Origin of the sequence: Microcoleus sp. B4-D4 (assembly GCF_036705185.1) — a bacterium.
Taxonomy (GTDB): domain Bacteria; phylum Cyanobacteriota; class Cyanobacteriia; order Cyanobacteriales; family Microcoleaceae; genus Microcoleus.
In genome coordinates, this window is record NZ_JAUBTX010000007.1 from 164,642 (window position 1) to 180,512 (window position 15,871).

The 15,871-nt window shown below is 45.7% G+C and carries 13 protein-coding genes and 1 pseudogene; 9 read left to right on the forward strand and 5 right to left on the reverse strand.

The genetic code is table 11. The features are described from left to right. Positions 1-73 precede the first annotated feature (73 nt). The 5 genes from QUB13_RS08960 to QUB13_RS08980 all read right to left on the reverse strand — a co-directional run bounded on the left by QUB13_RS08960 (position 74) and on the right by QUB13_RS08980 (position 2,249). The gene (locus tag QUB13_RS08960; protein ID WP_333380149.1) at positions 74-286 is read right to left on the reverse strand and encodes a hypothetical protein; all 213 of its coding nucleotides are present in this window, start codon (positions 284-286) and stop codon (positions 74-76) included. Positions 287-320: 34 nt separating this feature from the next. Then, on the reverse strand, positions 321-563 hold the full coding sequence (locus QUB13_RS08965; RefSeq protein WP_333380151.1) for a hypothetical protein: 243 nt from the start codon (positions 561-563) through the stop codon (positions 321-323). A 131-nt stretch (positions 564-694) separates the two neighbouring features. After that, complete coding sequence (locus tag QUB13_RS08970; protein ID WP_333380153.1) at positions 695-1,027, reverse strand: hypothetical protein; 333 nt, start codon at positions 1,025-1,027, stop codon at positions 695-697. 168 nt (positions 1,028-1,195) lie between these two features. After that, positions 1,196-1,759: a hypothetical protein gene (locus QUB13_RS08975; RefSeq protein WP_333380154.1), complete on the reverse strand. Its 564-nt coding sequence runs from the start codon at positions 1,757-1,759 to the stop codon at positions 1,196-1,198. Between the two features lie 160 nt (positions 1,760-1,919). Continuing rightward, positions 1,920-2,249 carry a hypothetical protein gene (locus QUB13_RS08980; protein WP_333380156.1) on the reverse strand — a complete coding sequence of 110 codons (330 nt, stop codon included), beginning with the start codon at positions 2,247-2,249 and terminating at the stop codon, positions 1,920-1,922. A 186-nt stretch (positions 2,250-2,435) separates the two neighbouring features. Here QUB13_RS08980 and QUB13_RS08985 point away from each other — a divergent pair, with 186 nt between their 5' ends. The 9 genes and pseudogenes from QUB13_RS08985 (at position 2,436) to QUB13_RS09025 (ending at position 15,518) form a co-directional block, all read left to right on the forward strand. Next, positions 2,436-2,726, forward strand: a complete 291-nt coding sequence (locus QUB13_RS08985; RefSeq protein WP_333380158.1) for a hypothetical protein — start codon at positions 2,436-2,438, stop codon at positions 2,724-2,726. 260 nt (positions 2,727-2,986) lie between these two features. After that, entirely contained in the window at positions 2,987-4,258 is a 1,272-nt protein-coding gene (gene iscB, locus QUB13_RS08990) for an RNA-guided endonuclease IscB (protein WP_333380159.1), read from the forward strand. Positions 4,259-4,289: 31 nt separating this feature from the next. Continuing rightward, positions 4,290-4,944: pseudogene (locus QUB13_RS08995) on the forward strand (Uma2 family endonuclease). Between the two features lie 5 nt (positions 4,945-4,949). After that, on the forward strand, positions 4,950-5,348 hold the full coding sequence (locus tag QUB13_RS09000; protein ID WP_333380160.1) for a hypothetical protein: 399 nt from the start codon (positions 4,950-4,952) through the stop codon (positions 5,346-5,348). Beyond that, positions 5,341-5,517 (forward strand): hypothetical protein, encoded by a 177-nt coding sequence (locus QUB13_RS09005; protein WP_333380162.1) that lies wholly within the window; start codon positions 5,341-5,343, stop codon positions 5,515-5,517. The genes QUB13_RS09000 and QUB13_RS09005 overlap by 8 nt, the downstream gene beginning before the upstream one ends. Before the next feature lie 369 nt (positions 5,518-5,886). Next, positions 5,887-8,649 (forward strand): DUF3854 domain-containing protein, encoded by a 2,763-nt coding sequence (locus QUB13_RS09010; protein WP_333380164.1) that lies wholly within the window; start codon positions 5,887-5,889, stop codon positions 8,647-8,649. Between the two features lie 589 nt (positions 8,650-9,238). Next, entirely contained in the window at positions 9,239-10,651 is a 1,413-nt protein-coding gene (locus QUB13_RS09015; protein WP_333380166.1) for a leucine-rich repeat domain-containing protein, read from the forward strand. A 429-nt stretch (positions 10,652-11,080) separates the two neighbouring features. Then, positions 11,081-13,948 carry a CHAT domain-containing protein gene (locus QUB13_RS09020; protein WP_333380168.1) on the forward strand — a complete coding sequence of 956 codons (2,868 nt, stop codon included), beginning with the start codon at positions 11,081-11,083 and terminating at the stop codon, positions 13,946-13,948. A gap of 805 nt (positions 13,949-14,753) precedes the next feature. Further along, positions 14,754-15,518 carry an FkbM family methyltransferase gene (locus tag QUB13_RS09025; protein WP_333380170.1) on the forward strand — a complete coding sequence of 255 codons (765 nt, stop codon included), beginning with the start codon at positions 14,754-14,756 and terminating at the stop codon, positions 15,516-15,518. The last annotated feature ends 353 nt before the right edge of the window (positions 15,519-15,871 follow it).

Here is a 15,871-nt window from a genome sequence, read left to right on the forward strand (position 1 = left end):
TTAGCGCTCTAAAAAAGATGAAAAGGCGTATCTATTGACCGCCTTATAACATCTTTTAAGCATTACCTCAGCTTCAATCTAGGTGTTGGTCAATTAGGGTAATCAGTTGAGCGATCGCCTTCTGTTCTTCTAGAAGTAGTTCCTTGAGCTGGCGCATTTGTTCCTGGTTAGGCGGACGGTGTACCAAATCATCAACGAAGTCAAGCAAAGGTGACTTTCTAAAAACTCTACTCAAAGCAGCTTCATCTCGCAAACGCTTGGTTCGCTCCAGTTTGGAACGTTGCAATCGGTTTTTAGCTTGACGGCGTGCGATAAGCCCCTCAAGTCTTTGACATACGTTCCCAGTCCTCTTCATCTCCATACATCTCTTTTATTTCTTGTTTTAACTCGGTTATCTGTTCGCTAAGACTTGCCACCTGGTCTTCAATAACGTCTGTTTTATCTTCCTGGATTTCCAGAGAAATCTCTACAGATTCAACGTATTCTGTTAACTTTTGTATGGCATCTGGTTGGGGCTTGTCACCGTTAGGCGTATCGCCGTTTAGTCCGTTGCCGTTGGTCATAGCATACCTCACTGATGTCTTGATAGAAGAAACTGGCGATCGCTTTTGATACAACAGATTAAACTATCGCCAGCGCCGCCGAAGAAGTTGTTACAAAATTGTTACCAAGTTGTTACCAAATTTCATGCCAATTAGTTAATTGGACTCAATGGGATTCGCTTAGTAACAATGCTCATAAATTCACCCTCACTTGGAGCAGGCATAAGCAAACTCCACTCGCTGATTTGAGCGAACTGTAGCCCGTAAAGCCAGCGAATCGTGTAAGCAACCCCGTAACTCGATCCAAAAACCATCACCCTTATCCGTTCGCAGCCATCAGATTGAGCTGGCAAACTGTTTATACCAGGAATGACCGACGGTAAAGTATCGTCTGGACTAGGCACAAAATCCAGATTTTGCAAATAAAACAATTGCGGCGTGAAGCTTGGTGTCGTTTTCGACCCAATACCAAAGTTTGTAATCATAATTGAAGCCTTTTACTCGTTTGAGGGGATTAGTCGCATGGGAGATGTTCCAGATATTCTTTCTTGGCGTGATTAGTTCTAGGTTGCATCATTGTTCAATAAAAAAACTCAACCCATTCACCGGAATCAAAGAGAAATTTGAGACGACATTTTCTATCAACTCAAGAATTAATCGTTCCTTTCGTCACCCGGTGTAGGTGCTGTCGGTGCGTTGGAGTTGCTAGCTATTCGCCAGCACAGTGCGCTTGCTAGTTGGTTTTGTTCGGCACGATCGAGAACTCGCACTGTCGGGAACCAAGCCTGCAAGTGGGATAAGTCGTTGTTGACGCTACCGGAATATGCTTGAAACGGGTCGGCTTCCAAACTGACGAAGGTTCGGACAGCGTAAAGCTCATCCAAGTTGAGTCCGTCCAAGCGATTAATCAAGGATTCGAGGGAATATTTTCGGGGCGTTGTGTGTCCCGTAATCGCTTGCTCCTCCAGTTCCCACCAACTCATCACGTTGGCTCTTTCGATGGCACAAAAAATCTCTGATTTGCGGACGCACACATAAATCGGTTGTCCGTCTTCCTTGAGCAAATTGTCTTGGTCATCCAACAGACAACCGGTGACGGTTTCAGAGTGAACGTTGGTCACTTCCATGCGTCCCATTGCGGTGGTGACGCGGGGATTGGGTATTTCTACAAAGCTTGGTCGGGCGGATTGCGATGGCTGCCCGTAATCTGCGAACATAAGGTTGCTCCTTGGTAGCTGGTGTTATCAGCGAATGGGAGAAGTCCTGGGAAAAGTGTTTGCACCACTGCACCAGGGCGTCATTCCAACACTAAAACCTGCGTTGTGGTCAGTCAAGGATTTTACCGTATACTATCTGGTATTACTTTCCGGTGAATTACTAATGGGATTGTTTGAGCCGCTCGGCAATGATGCTGGAGAGTTCGGGATTATTGCCCGCCGCGTCGAGGATGGAACGGAGAGAATTGGCATAAGCTAGCGTTCTTTCGTACTGTTCGGGCATTTTCTCGAAATCGATGCCGCTTCCCCATTTACTCGAAATAGTCTCTGTTTGCACCGCCAGGATGCGGCTCAACAAGCGAACGCACTCGGCTCTATAGCCCCTCGTAGCTTCCATCTGGGCATCGGCATCAAACCACTGCCTACAAAACTCTCGTGCTTTCACAGGTTTTACAAATTTATCTATAGAACGTCTTTTTAGTGCAAACATAAACTACCTCGTTTACCATATATATTATGGTATCTTATAGAGATCGAATCGCTTGAGTTTACACGATAATATCATGTAACGAATGCTGAAAACTCGGTAGTAGTGTTGTTGACAAAGCCCGCAACAGCACAGAAAGTCCGCGACAAGCAGCAAGCGGAGCGGTAAAGGTCTAACACAGGAGAAAATATGACCGAATCAGTTAGAGCCACCCGCGCCTCGGTACAAATAGGTTCTCTCACAGTCGATGGGTTCATGTTGCCAGATGGCTCCTATCGGATGTCTCTGACTCAGACAGCGGGAAGTGTGGGAAAACCAGCTCGAAGCACTTTCGATTTTTTACGCATTACATTTTTGCACTCGAATCGATCTAAAGCTTTGCTGGGAGAGACATATACGGATTACACCCCGGAGCGGAGGAGTCCGGTTTCGTGGCGATCGCAGTTCAAAACCAACAAGTCAGAGGAAACAGCAACATGAGCCAAACCCAAACAATCCCGCTCGGCAAAACCTACCCAGAGTTAGACATTTACTGATAACTCTACCGAGCGTGCAGACTCAGCTATTTCGGTAGCTACGATTTTTGAGTCATAACACCAACAAATGAACGCCAGTTTGTTGCTCTGTTGATTGTCATTAAGCCACGGATTAACGGTTTATAAATCCGCGTGTGGCAGTCACTCGCAAGCTCTTAAATCATTGTCGAGGCAAACATTACTGAGCAATCAGGCTGACAGAATATGTCAAACTACGTCTTTCTAATTGACAGCAACCAAACACCGCTAAATCCAGTACATCCAAAACAAGCTAGAAAGTTGTTGGATGCAGGCACCGCAGCAGTGTTTCGGCGATATCCGTTCACTTTAATACTCAAACGAGTTATTGACAATCCCAACGTTTATCCTCTGACACTTAAAATTGACCCAGGCTCAAAGTTTACTGGTATTGCGCTAGTAACCAACCAAGGGAATGTCATTTGGGGGATGGAATTGCAACATAGAGGTCAACAAATCAAAAACGCGCTCTTAGCACGTAAAGCAGTGCGTAGAGGACGGAGGAATCGCAATACTCGTTATCGCCAAGCTCGATTCCTGAACCGCAAGCGTCCAAATGGTTGGTTAGCACCATCTTTGAAGCATCGCGTCTTGACAACCCAAACCTGGGTCAAACGAATTCAAAAGTTTGCTTCAATTAGTTCAATTGTTCAAGAACTGGTTAAGTTCGACACCCAGGCAGTCCAGAATCCAGAAATCTCTGGGATTGAATACCGTGCCGGAACTTTGAAAGGTTACGAATGTCGCGAATACTTATTGGAGAAATGGAATCGTCAATGCGCTTACTGTGGTGTCAAGGATGTTCCGCTTGAAATTGAACATATCGAACCAAAGTCCAAAGGTGGTTCAGACCGTATATCCAATCTGTGCTTGGCTTGTCACAAGTGCAATCAATGCAAGGGAAATAAAGATATCAAAGACTTTCTAAAAGGTAAGTCAGAGCTGTTGAACCGCGTTTTGAAACAAGCCAAAACTCCCTTAAAGGATGCGGCATCAGTTAACTCAACTCGGTGGGCATTGTTCAATACTTTGAAGTCTTTTGGATTACCTGTTAGCACTGGAACAGGCGGTCAAACAAAGTTCAATCGGATGCGATTTGACTTACCAAAATCTCATTGGATTGATGCTGCCTGCGTCGGCTCCGTTGAAACTATAAAACTTGTTACTACCAAGATTATCAAAGTAAAAGCAACAGGTTTTGGTGGTCGGCAGCGATGTCAAACAAACAAGTTTGGCTATCCGCAAAAACATCGCCCGTTGCGTCCAATTCTGGGATTCTGTACGGGCGATATAGTTCGCGCTGATGTTCCAAAAGGCAAGTACAAAGGTACTTTTACCGCACGAGTCTGCCCAATGTCACATGGTTACGGAGAATTGGTTATTGACAAAAAACGGAGGTCTATCAAGTTGGACTACTTAACATCCATTCATCAAAAGGACGGATACGACTACCCTTAATACCTACCCAAACAGTAAGTAATATACACATATGTCTAACAATTATGTTACAGTTTCTTACCCCCAAACAATCACGTTTGATGAGTTCGCAGCCTGGTATCCAGAGAACTCTATTCGCCGCTACGAACTGCACAATGGAGTAATTGTTGAAATGCCTTTAGGAACTGGCCGCCATTCCGGTGTTACAGGTTTTATCAGCTTAAAAGTAGGAGTTGAAATTGACCAACGCGAATTACCCTACTCCATCCCCGGTGACTGCCTGCTTAAACCCACTCGCGATGAGGCTGGTTATCAGCCCGATGTAATTGTCCTAGAGCAAGCATCTCTGGCAAACGAACCGCGCTGGGATAGGGAGTCCATCCATCATCACGATGGGTTCTTCGGTGCGGCTGGCTGTAGAGGTAGTCAGTACGAATTGGCGGGATGATTATCATTTCAAATTTGCCGACTATGAAGAAATGGGCATCCCCGAATACTGGATTGTGGACTATCTCGGTTTGGGCGGCCGCAAGTTCATCGGCACTCCCAAACAACCCACGCTCACGGTTTGCCAGTTGGTTGACGGCGAGTATCAAATCAGCCTGTTTCGGGGAGATGACCGAGTTGAGTCGCTGGCTTTCCCAGAGTTGAACTTGACTGCCGAGTTGATTTTTAGAGCCGGTCTGCCCTTAACCGAGCCGAGCTAGAAGGATTGGGGGGCGATCGGGCAAATAGGTTCCCTTACAGTCGATGGGTTCATGGTGCCAGACGGCTCGTATCGGACGCAGCCAAACCCAAGTCGCCGAAGCAGCGGACTCTCAAACGGCGCAACGTGTCCGATTTTTTACGCTCAAACGCCGGCGAAAGCTTGCTGGGTGAAGGTTACATGAGTACGATTTTTGAGCGCAAAGAAATCGAAATCGAGTCTGAACCCGGTAGTCGGGAGCAAAGTCGGTTTCTGTCCGTCCCTCCAGAAATTGCCAGCGCTTACTCGCTGTGGCAAGCTCACCGGGGGAACAAAGCTGCTTTAACTATGAGCATGGGACTGATTACCGAATCTCTCGAACGGCGGTTTGACGAAGCTTTCGGCATTACCCGCACGCTTGGCTGAACGAAACGAATTGCTCAGCGATCGCGTCCGGCGGCTCGAACAGGATATCAGAGAGGCGTTTTGGGTTGAGGACGAGATTAGGATAGAGCATGACCACTACCAGTGGCTACTTCGAGAGTACGGCATCGATCCTTGGAGAATCCCGAGGGCACAGGATGAACAAGGCTAAGAAAGCGATCGCCAAAATTGGAATTTTTCGATTCCCAAATTCCTTGCCAGTCACCAATCTAAGCAACCGTTGCAGTTTAAAATTTGGGAGGTGTCTATAAAATCATGGAATTAGGGCTTTTCAAAACAACAGAAAAGCCCGCAGCGACCAGACCAGACCAAAAAAAAAGAGTCCGCTATCTGTTAGAAGAGACGGACCAACAAAAAATAAAATTCTTAAGCCAATCATAGTCTAAATCTGCGATTACCGCAAAATTTGCACTCTCAGTAAATCTCACGGTAGTGAAAGCAGGGTCGTCTCTTCTACATTTAGCGGGTTTTTGTAAAAAAAACCAGTTAGCACCGCTATGAGTAGCGAGAGAGGCATTTTATGAATGTTGTACAGCAAATTGAATCTACCGCTTATCTTTCCCCCAAACACAAAAGCCACATTGAGAGCCGGGGACTTTTAAACAGTTGGAGTTACGCCAACTGCCGAACCGTATCTGCGGAGGAGGCATCATTTTACTTGGGTTATACCGCGAAGTCTGGCGGCATCCTATTTGTGGGCAACACCACACAATTCCAATTCAGACCGGACAAGCCTTGGAAATCAGAAAGCTGCAAGAAAGCGCCCAAATATCGGACGCCCGTTGGTGAATACGACGCATTCTTGCCCCAGCACCCCACCGACAAAAACTACTGGGATACCGAAAATCTCAAGCAGCACTGCTACCGCATCAACGACCATCCGTGCATTGTCCTCACCGAAGGCCCGTTCAAAGGAATCGCCGGGTGCGCTAACGGCATCCCAACTATTGCACTGCTGGGCGTTTCAATGGGTCTTACCTCTAAAAAAGGAGACATTCAAGGCAAGCGCTACTTGGTCGAAACTTTAGAAAAGTACGCCCGTGCCGGCTTCGGGTTTATCTTTGCCTTCGATGCCGACGCCGCCACCAACCCAAACGTCAACTGGGAACAGCGGAAACTCGGCAGCCAACTTCTAAAATTCAGCGTCCCGGTCTACAGTATTACAGGAGTTTGGGACGTTGGGACTGAGGGAGAAACCAAAGGAATGGATGATTTCATTCAGAAAAAAGGAATAGAAGAGTTCAGGCGGATGCTGGTAAAGTCGGTCAGCTTTGAGGATTGGGAATCAAAAACTACTGACGGCGATGGCCCCGACTTAAAACAAGAATTCAACCAACAAGCGCTAGAGTTCCTGTTTGGCGATAAACCTTGGATATGTGCCGACAACAAACTCTACTTCTGGACTGGAACCCACTACGAATACTCGCCCGACTCCGAGCAGCGCCCGCGCATTGCCTCCTATTGCAACAGCTTCTCGGTCTTCAAAGAAAGGAAAGGGCTAACATTCCCATTCGCTAATCCAGCCTCAGCTAAACAGGTACTGGAATGGGCAAAGATGCGGCTAGAGGTCAACTCTGACTCGTTCAATCCCCCCGGCTTGAACTGCACTAACGGTGTCTTGCAACTGCACTGGGAGGCTGCTGCTGTAAGACTAGCCCCGACGCCTAGATGGGAACTGGTAGACCATACCCCTGACTTTCGCTATACCTACAAGCCAATCGCCACCTACAACCCAGAGGCTCCTACCGAGGATTGCGATCGACTGATGGAAGTTCTCAGCGCCCCGCAGCGAGACATTTTCCTCAAAACTATCGCCGCCAGTCTAGACCTAGAAACAGTCCGCAAATACAAAGGCCGCATGGTACGAGCGCTGCTCCTCAAAGGCTACGGCTCCAACGGGAAAGATACGCTCAGGGAGATTGTCAGCTTGATGTACGGACGGATTGGCATGACTGCTGCCACGCTTTCTGACTTTGCATCCTACGATGAGGGTCGGAAGTTCCCCTTAGCCCGTACTGCCAACAGTCGAGTCAACTGGGCCTCCGAAAATGCCCAAACAGCGCGACTAGACAAGATTCAAAGCCTCAAAGCCTTTATTACTGGCGATACGCTGTCTCGCGAAGGCAAAGGAAAAGACGAAGAAGACTTTACCCCTAAAGCGATCGCTGTCTTTAACTGCAACGACACGCCCAATATGCAGGGAAGCTTGGAAGCCATCAAGTCTCGGTACGGGGTTTTGAGCTTTGACAAGACATTCAAAATCAAAGCTGACCCAACGCGGGGGGAGATTGAAGCCGACCCGCGATTCAAATATGACCCCGACTTTCTGAAAGCAGAAGTGTTGCCAGCTTTCTTAAACAAAGTCCTTGATGCTTTGGTAGCGCTGATGTCTGATGGCATCGACTACGCAGCAACCGAGGCTGCTATGGCGGCGATTCAGGCAGAGAATTCTCACCTGTTCCAGTTCTCGCAGGACACCGGACTTAACTACTCACCCGACGACACCCTTACCGCTAGCGATATCTGGACACAGCTAGAGACGTGGTATCAAGACAACGGAACGCTGGTATACGAAACTACGAGCAGCGACAAAGTTAAAGCAGTGTGGCTTGACCAACCACGTAGGGGCGACAGCAACGTCAAAGGAATCAATCAAGCACTCGCTAGAATTCAACAACTATTCCCAAAAGCAACCCGTACCACGCTATACAACGCCACCTCAAAACGGTCTGTCGCCGCACTGTCGGGCATCGGATTTAACGATACCCGCACCAGTTCCGCACCAGTTCCGCACTACTACCCGCACCAAGAAACCCTTACAAATCAAGACCTCCGCACCACCCGCACCAGTTTTTCTGATTCTGAGCAAAATCAAAAAAAATTAGAAGAGGATGTTGGTTTGGAGACTGATAATCACAATGTATGTCTCGAAAATTTCACCGCAAAAACAGTAAAACCTGTTGAAAGTGGTGCGGGTGGTGCGGAAGCCTCAGAAATCAAGGATTCTACCTGCTCCATTGGTGCGGGAACTGGTGCGGGTGAGGTCGAAACTGGTGCGGGTGAGGTGGAAGTGCCGATCGCAGCGAGGGTGAATTGGTTCATAGGCGATCGAGTGAAAGTTTCTGCCCAGTATCCCGGTGCCCAGGAGTACAGAGGCGAGGGAGCCACCGTAGTTGAGGTGTGGAGCGATGGGCTGTGTCGAATTGAGCTTGACCGCGAAGTGGTAATTCTTGGTCAATCAAAAAAACAACTCAACCTTGACGGGCGTTATTTAGTTTCATAATCCGCTGCTGAATCAAATCTCAACCAAAACGAACTAGAACTGGTCGAGCGTGCACTCCAAGCAATCGCGGACAATGACCCCGCAGCAGCCAATGATGTCTATTGCCAAGTGCATGAATTGGGAGTTAAGGAAGCGATTAAAGCGAGGCTGACAGACGATGAAAATGAGGATTTCAGACGGCTAGTTAAACTTTGGAAGAAAAGCAAAACTCAACCTTAACCTAAGACCAAGATATCTGTCGGAGTTGGGTGTATATCCGCAATATTGGTTTTCCCCGCCTCGCCTTAGCACTGTTAAGCCCTGGGTCAGGATATGCCGATATCCTGACCCAATAGTTGGAGAAGGGGCAAATCTGGCTCAATTTCTGAACCTTGAATTTTCCGCAGGTTGCAGAAGAGCATTAAAATTATTCGTCTACCCTCATACATGAGTTACATATTGCTGTATGTAACTTATATGTAACTATGCGAACTTATCCTCAACAAACCGCTAGCCAGTCTCAATAGACTTCTTAAACTCTCTGAAGGCTTCTGTAGCCTGAATTAGCTGCTTACCGTTTGCTTAAGTCCCGTTAATAGAGTATAAATTTATGGACACAAGAAAAAAAAATCCCAAATGGGAATTTGGAAGGGCTCCAATTTCAGTAACAATGCAAGGGCGCTACAACTATACCGTGCAGTCAATGATAGATTTTCTTGAGGGAAACGCGACTATAGAAGAGATCGAGCCGGACAAAATCAGCGAGCTTAAGGGAATGTTCAATCGCTGTTTGCGTAAAGATCAGTGGGATTGGCTTAGTGTATTTGCTCGCTTCGGTTCACCAAAGAGGGAAAGTTTAACACCTCTTATTCCATTACTTATTGATTTACGACGAAGCGTAATTTCAGGAGAAACACAAATAGTCGGGAGTATCAGTCAAAGACTCCTTCAATTGGATTTGTTGAGGTTATTACGGACATTTCAAGATGCTTCATATTCACAGTCTAATAATACAGAGAGCCTGACGCGAGAGGAAGCAACTCGACGAATTGGCGAAGCAGCCGAGGAAAAATTGACGGAACTGGATTTATCGGGGCTGAGCCTGAAAGAATTGCCACCGGAAATTGTCAAGTGTACGCACCTGACACGACTTGATCTCAGTGACAATAGAATTACTTCCATCCCAGATGCGCTCGGGCAACTGTTGAACCTAACACAGCTTCAGCTCGGTTACAATAAAATTACCTCCATCCCAGATGCGCTCGGGCAAATGTCGAGTTTGACAGGGCTTTTTCTTGGTGACAATCAAATTACCACTATCCCAGAAGTGATCGGGAAATTGTCGAATCTGAAAGAGCTTGGCCTCCCTAATAATCAGATTGCTGAAATCCCGAAGGCGATTCGCAGCATGAAGAATTTGGAACACTTAGATTTGCGAGGTAATCCGATGCCGATTCCTCCACAAATTCTGGGGTACGGTCAAGACTTGGAAGGTTGTGGTGATTTGCGAACCATTCTTGACTTTTATTTCCACACCCGCAATCCAGTGCTACCTGAGCTAGATGCTGAGCGCCAGAAAATTGAACATGAGGGATACTTTGACGCCGAAACTCTTCAAGATGCCAGACGACGGATAACTGCTTCTATTGTGCAGCGACAGGGACAGGCTGGATTTCGGCGTAAGTTGTTAATTGCTTACGGTGGTCGATGTCCAATAACTGATTGTGATGTAGAGTCAGCTATCGAAGCAGCCCATATAATTCCATATCAAGGTACTCAAACCAATCATTTAACCAATGGTTTACCGCTCAGAGCCGACATACACACTCTCTTCGATTTGCATCTACTATCAATTCGACCAGATACCAAGGAAATTGTGATTGCCCCTGAACTTGTCGGCACCTGTTACCAAGATTTGGCTGATCGGAAACTGACTTTACCACAGGATCAAAAAACAGCACCAAATCAAAACACTCTCAGCAAACATTATGAAACTTTTCTCACCAAATACAAAAGTGGTTAGCTACAACGGTTATAAATCCTAGGTAAGGAAAATTGAGTTTCCCTGCCTATCCGTTTATAAAAATAGTTTTTTTTCCTCAGTTTTTCCTCAAAGCAGCACTGGTCCGTTTATGGAAATGGTATTAACTGCACACCGACTAATTGTGTCTTACGTCTATGTCTTACGTTTTCTCATTCCGTAAGGCAACTGAGCCACACCACTTTCAAGCCCTAGGCGGGAAAATTGGATATCCCCGCCTAGAACGTGTTATTTATTGTTGGTTTCCTCATTTATTGGATGCGGGGATGTACAACCGCCCAATGTTGGGTAGGTTACAAGTACACCTTTAGTTAGCCCGTCGCGCACAGCTTGCCTGCGTGCCATACTCAACGAATTATGAAACAAACTCTATGGACAGCGTGTCTATTGTGCTTGGCAGTCTCCTCAAATATGCAAACTCCAACGCCAGCCCCAACATCACCTATCGCACAAACTCGCTTTATTTCTCGCCATGACCCAAATCGCAACGCGGAGAAACTGGCTGTTCCTTCGCAATCACATCCACTTGCTGGTTTCTGGAAAAGTGGCGATTGCTCAGATGACTTTGGGTTAGCAATTGCTCCTGCAGGGGAAGGTCTCTACTCAATTTCGTTTTGTGGTTCTGGGGGGTGCTTTGTGCCAGGTACTTATCGGCCCAATAGTCCCCTAGTCGGCGACCGAAGTTATCGTATAGTTAACAACAATACAATTGATGTTGAGGGGCGTGACGGCTTCACTCGCTACATTCGCTGTCCATTAAGCCAGCCAGTTGCAGCAGCCGTGCCTGTTGGTAAAGTCGTACAAGCAGCACAAGTTAACAGTAATGAATCTGCTAAAAAAGTATTTGAAGAGGCAGAGAAACTTTACCAACAAGGAACAGCGGACTCAAAAAAAAGTGCGATCGTCAAGTTGGAAGAAGCATTAAAGCTGTATCAAGAAGTGGGAAATCGCAGCGGGGAAGCTGTCACCCTCACCAGCATCGGCAATATCTACTCAGCATTGGGAGAACAACAGAAAGCGCTAGAGTATTACAGCCAGTCGCTTCCCCTGTTTCGGGCAACCAGCAATCGCAGCGAGGAAGCTACCACTCTCAACAGCATCGGCAGCATCTACGTTAATTTCGGAGAAAAACAGAAAGCGCTAGAGTATTTTAGCCAATCACTTCCCCTGAGACGGGCACTAGGCGATCGCCGTGGGGAAGGTTACACCCTCAACAACATCGGCTTAATGTACTCAGCATTGGGAGAACAACAGAAGGCGCTAGAGTATTACAGCCAGTCCCTGCCCCTGAGTCGGGCAACCAGCAATCGCAGCGGGGAAGCCCTCACCCTCAACAACATCGGCGCTGTCTACTTTGAATTGGGAGAAAAACAGAAGGCGCTAGAGTATTACAGCCAGTCGCTGCCCCTGAGTCGGGCAGTAGGCGATCGCAGCGGGGAAGCTACCACCCTCAACAACATCGGCAGTGTCTACTCACTATTGGGAGAACAACAGAAAGCGCTAGAGTATTACAGCCAGTCGCTGCCCCTGAGTCGGGCAGTAGGCGATCGCCGTGGGGAAGCTAGCACCCTTTACAGCATAGCGTCTGTCAAACGTGACCAAAACAATCTCTCCGAAGCCCTCACCGACATTGAATCCTCTCTCAAAATCATCGAAAGCCTCCGCCTCAAAATAACCAGCCCAGAACTCCGCACCTCATACTTTGCCACAGTCCAAGACTACTACGAATTCTACATCGATTTGTTAATGCAACTGCATAAAACTAATCCTAAATCCGGTTATGACACCAAAGCCTTAGAAGCCAGCGAACGTTCGAGAGCCCGCAGCCTCCTCGACCTTCTCCAAGAAAGTAACGCCAACATTCGCGAAGGCATTTCCGCCGACTTACTGCAACAAGAAAAGAGCGTGCAACAGCAACTCAATGCCATTGAAAAGCAGCGCATCGAAACAATCAGCACCCCCAACCCCAATCAAACTAAAATCGCTGAAATCGACAAACAGCGCCTCGTACTTTTGGAACAATATGAGCAACTCCAAACAAAGATTCGTACTGCCAGCCCCCGCTACGCTGCCCTCACTCAACCCCAACCTTTAACACTGCCAGAAATTCAGAAACAAATTCTCGATGAAAACACTATTTTATTGCAGTATTCCCTCGGCAAAGACCGCAGTTATTTGTGGGTTGTGACATCAACAGGACTAACTAGCTATGAATTGCCAAAACAGGTTGACATTGAAACAGCAGCCCGCAATTTCCGAGACGCAGTAACTAGCCCAATTCAGAGAAATATTCCCCTACAAGTTGCCCAAGCAAGTGCAAATCTGGCTCAAGTAATTTTACAACCCGCAGCAGCCCAATTAGGCAATAAACGCTTATTAATTGTTCCCGATGGCGTGCTGCACTATACCCCTTTTCAAGCTTTAATTATTTCCCCTACCGTCGGACAAAATACCAATGTTCCCTTAATTATCGAACATGAAATTATTACTCTGCCTTCTGCCTCAACTCTCGCCATTCTCCGGCAAAATTACGGAGATAGAAAACCACCAAGCCAAACTTTAGCAATTTTAGCCGATCCGGTTTTCAGTCCCGATGATGATAGACTCAAAGGAAAACTTACCCCGGAAACTACCGAAAAGCTAGCATTAAATAATATCGGTTTAAGTCGATCGCTTCGTGCTTCTAATCGGCAATGGCCGCCCGAACGCCTACCATTTACCCGCCAAGAAGCCCAAACAATATCCAGCTTATTCCCCTCAGCTTCTAGCCGTCAAATATTTGATTTTGATGCCAGCCGTACTACTGCTACCGATGGAAATTTAGCCAATTATCAAATCGTTCACTTTGCCACCCACGGCCTTGCCAACAGCCAAAATCCCGAACTGTCAGGAATTCTGATGTCGATGGTAGATGACAAGGGCAATCTTGTCAATGGTTTTTTGCGCCTCACGGATATTTTCAACTTGAAACTGGCGGCAAATTTAGTGGTTTTAAGTGCTTGCCAGTCGGGCATGGGACAGAATGTTAAAGGCGAAGGAATGGTGGGATTGACGAGGGGTTTTATGTATGCGGGGGCGCAGCGGGTGGCGGTGAGTTTGTGGAGTGTAGATGATGAAGGAACTGCTGTGTTAATGCAAAAATTTTATCATAAAATGCTTCAACAAAAGTTAACACCTTCGGCAGCTTTGAGAGCAGCACAGATCGAAATGATGCAGCAAGAAAAATGGAAATCTCCCTATTATTGGGCTGCTTTTACCCTTCAGGGAGAGTGGAAATAATATAGCGGACATAATATTATTTCTTTCTGCCTTAACACTAAGCGGGCTATTGACTAAAATTGAAAAAAATACAAAAGGGGTGGCTGTGTTCGATTGTACTCAATGGGTTTTGGCTGATATGTCGAGTGCACTTTTGGTTCATCTAAGTCAGCCAGTGGCAGCAGCCCTGTCCGTTAGCAAAACCATACAAACACCACAACCTAATAGCAACGAGGCTGCCCACAAAGTTTTCAAAGAAGGAATACAACTATATTGGCAAGAAACGGTGGAATCTTGAAGAGGCGCGATCGCAAGTTTGAACAAGCATTTATGAAAGGCTGATAGAGCTGTAACAGTTTTCAGCTTTAAAAGGGGAAATTTGATATCCTTATCCTGACGGAGCCGTCGCACTTCCAAGCCCTAGGTAGGGAAAATTGAGTATCCCCGCCTATAACAAGGTTTTAAAACGATAGTTTCTTGATAAAGTTATGTTGAGGAATGTTTACGATTTAAGTAGCCTTTATTTACATCTTTTATTCTGGGGTCTTCCTGCATTATTTATAATCTCGGCAATCTCAGCAGCACAAGCTTTTAAACGCTCCTTCTGTTCAGAGGTCATAGCCACTCCTCCTACAAATGCAGTTCACCCTTCTGTTGACGCTTTACCTATTATCCTCTCTGGATAGCACTTTTACAAAACCGGGATTCTCCCGATTGCAGCACGTAAAACTGCTAAGAATTGTAACAAAAGTAATAGTATAGCCGAAGCTGGTTTACCCTATATAAGAATTGAACTAATTTAACAAAAACAAGAGTCAAGTATATTATGGAGCTAAAGGTAACAACTTTAAAGGAAAGGGAAATCTATTGCGTTAATCCTGAAGAAGTTCCAATTGTATATAATCAAGTTGAGCAATATTTTAAATATGATGTCCATTTAGAGGAGAACTCTATCGTATTTGATGTGGGAGCAAATATTGGGCTGTTCTCATTTTGGATTACACAACATTACAGTGGTATTCATATCTATGCTTTTGAACCAATACCACTTCTTTATGAGGCTTTGAATAAGAATTTTCAGCATATAAATGCAGAACATTTAAAGGCATTTCCATTTGGATTAGGACAGGAAAATGCAACTGTCACTTTTGCTTACCATCCCTATGCCACCGCGATGTCAACTGGTTATCCATATACTCAACAAGAACAAATAGATTTTCAGGAAACTATTTTAAAAAATTTGCCAGAACCAGCCCAAGAAAAATTCAAACCCAAGCTAGATTTATTCTTTCAAAATACTCTTGTGCAATGTCAGTTGCGAAAAGCAAGTGAAGTGATTCGAGAAAATAATATCTCAAAAATTGATCTTCTAAAAATTGACGTTGAAAAAGCAGAATTGGATGTCATGCATGGCTTTACAACAGAAGATTGGTTGAAAGTTCAGCAGCTTGTTGTCGAAATCCATAATATAGATAATAGGCTAAACGTTATCAAATCTTTACTCTCTCAAAATGGTTTTAATATCATTGCTATCGACCAAGAAGAAGTATTCAAGGGTTCAAACATCTATAATCTTTATGCGTCTCGTTAAGAAATAATAATTCAATTTAATACCAAATTTTTTAGAGGTGTTAAATATTGTTACTAAATTTTACATTGACTAACATACTAATGCTATCGATGGTTTAAATAAGCTAATCGGAATTGGGAGCATCCCGGTTTTGCGCTTTTGAGCATCAAACGGATATTGATCCGTTAAGGTAGGCGCGAAGGTTCTGTTGCAGAAATAGCTTTTTATATAAACTCTATCATACACACTGACCCTCTATTATTAGACTGCTAAGGGTAAATGTAAAACTACCTCTCTGGAGGGTTTAACTCTTGGGTTTTATCCTGCCGTAAGTGTACCACTTCTGTAAGTATAAATGGGGAAATTTGACATTT

Coding starts and splice junctions, on each gene's coding strand:
- QUB13_RS08965 (WP_333380151.1), bottom strand. CDS start 563: ATGACCAACGGCAACGGACTAAACGGCGATACGCCTAACGGTGACAAG.
- QUB13_RS08970 (WP_333380153.1), bottom strand. CDS start 1,027: ATGATTACAAACTTTGGTATTGGGTCGAAAACGACACCAAGCTTCACG.
- QUB13_RS08975 (WP_333380154.1), bottom strand. CDS start 1,759: ATGTTCGCAGATTACGGGCAGCCATCGCAATCCGCCCGACCAAGCTTT.
- QUB13_RS08980 (WP_333380156.1), bottom strand. CDS start 2,249: ATGTTTGCACTAAAAAGACGTTCTATAGATAAATTTGTAAAACCTGTG.
- QUB13_RS08985 (WP_333380158.1), top strand. CDS start 2,436: ATGACCGAATCAGTTAGAGCCACCCGCGCCTCGGTACAAATAGGTTCT.
- iscB (WP_333380159.1), top strand. CDS start 2,987: ATGTCAAACTACGTCTTTCTAATTGACAGCAACCAAACACCGCTAAAT.
- QUB13_RS09010 (WP_333380164.1), top strand. CDS start 5,887: ATGAATGTTGTACAGCAAATTGAATCTACCGCTTATCTTTCCCCCAAA.
- QUB13_RS09015 (WP_333380166.1), top strand. CDS start 9,239: ATGGACACAAGAAAAAAAAATCCCAAATGGGAATTTGGAAGGGCTCCA.
- QUB13_RS09020 (WP_333380168.1), top strand. CDS start 11,081: ATGCAAACTCCAACGCCAGCCCCAACATCACCTATCGCACAAACTCGC.
- QUB13_RS09025 (WP_333380170.1), top strand. CDS start 14,754: ATGGAGCTAAAGGTAACAACTTTAAAGGAAAGGGAAATCTATTGCGTT.